Source organism: Streptomyces sp. NPDC059828 (assembly GCF_042731955.1).
Classification (GTDB): domain Bacteria; phylum Actinomycetota; class Actinomycetes; order Streptomycetales; family Streptomycetaceae; genus Streptomyces.
On record NZ_JBHWIW010000110.1, the window covers coordinates 1 to 1491 of the forward strand.

General features: G+C 69.3%; 1 protein-coding gene. It reads right to left on the minus strand.

What is annotated here, in order from left to right; translation table 11 throughout:
• Positions 1–57 precede the first annotated feature (57 nt).
• Positions 58–1257 carry an IS110 family transposase gene (locus tag ACFV6V_RS31120; protein WP_385571186.1) on the minus strand — a complete coding sequence of 400 codons (1200 nt, stop codon included), beginning with the start codon at positions 1255–1257 and terminating at the stop codon, positions 58–60.
• Between the last annotated feature and the right edge of the window lie 234 nt (positions 1258–1491).

A 1491-nucleotide genomic window follows, 5' to 3' on the forward strand; every position in this document is an offset into this window, starting at 1 on the left:
ATTTCAGTGATTCCCAATCAGGTTTGTCAAGGGCGTCGGTAGCGGACGGTGACCGCGCTATGCCGCTGCAAGGCCGCGTTGAGGTGGCTCGGCGGTGAAGGTCCGCTGGTCGCGTATGAGGGCCCACAAGACGTCGAGGCGGCGACGGGCGAGGACGGCCTGCTTGTGCGACTTGCCCTCGCTCCTCTTGCGCTCGTAGAAGGCCTTGGACGTCGGACAGCACCGGGCAGCGACCTGGGCGGACAGGTAGAAGACGCGCAGGAGACGGCGGTGGTAGCGGTGTGGTCGGCGCATGTTGCCGCTGATGCGCCCGGAATCCCTGGGGACAGGGGCGAGGCCGGCGATGCCGGCCAGGCGACGGGAGCTGCCGATAACGTCCAGGTCGCCGCCGGTGCAGGCGATGAACTCGGCGCCGAGGAGGCTGCCCATGCCCGGCATGCTGGTAATCGCGACAGCGTGCTCGTGCTCGCGGAACCGTGCCTCGATCAGGGCGTCGGTGCGGGCGATCTCCTCGTCCAGGGCCGTCACCGCGGCGGCCAGGGTTCGGACCATGGCCGCCGCGGTCCTCTCGCCGGGAATCACCGTGTGCTGGGCCCGGGCCGCCGCGAGCGCGGTGGCCGCCACCGCCTGGGCGTTTCGCACCTTGCGGTTCGACAGCCAGCCGGCAAGGCGGCTCTGGCCGATCCGGCGCAGGGCGGCTGGCGTCTGGTAGCCGGTCAGCAGGACGAGCGCGGCCTTGGAGGTGCTGTAGTTGAAGGCGCGTTCCAGGGCGGGGAAGTACTCCAGGATCTGGGCGCGCAGCCGGTTGATCGCGCGGGTGCGGTCGGCGGTGAGGTCGTAGCGGCGGGCGGTAAGGATGCGCAGGTCGACGGCGATCTCGTCCTGTTCCTGCAGGGGGCGCAGGTCGCGGCGCATGCGGGCCTGGTCGGCAATGACGTAGGCGTCCTTGGCGTCCGTCTTGCCGTCGCCCCGGTAGGAGCCGGAGGCGTGGTGGACGGTCCGGCCCGGGATGTAGAGGACTTTCTGTCCGTGGGCGGCCAGCAGGGCGATCAGCAGGGCGGCACCGCCCGCGTTCAGGTCGATGGCCCAGGTCACCGGCTCGCCCTCGCTGAGGTCGAGGACCTCGCCGAGCAGCTCGAGCAGGGTCGTCTCGTCGTTGGCCACCCGCCGCGACAGCCTTCGCTCACCCTCGGCATCGATCACCGTGCAGTGATGCTCGCTCTTGCCCGCGTCCGTTCCCGCCCACAGTTGCGGCACTTGTGCCTCCTCGAGGATCCGTGTTCCTGGGTCCCAGCAGACGACCACGCCGACGTGTCCTTACGAAGCGATGAGTTCGCGCATCCCAATGAGTGGCCGTGTCGTCGCGGGGCGCCGGGCGGCCAATCACTGAAAGCCACACCCTCGGCATGAGCTTTTTGAGCCACACCCGCCACCCCTGGGCCTCCCGATCGTACGAATGAGCGGAACGGACCCGCCAAGAAGGTAAGGAGC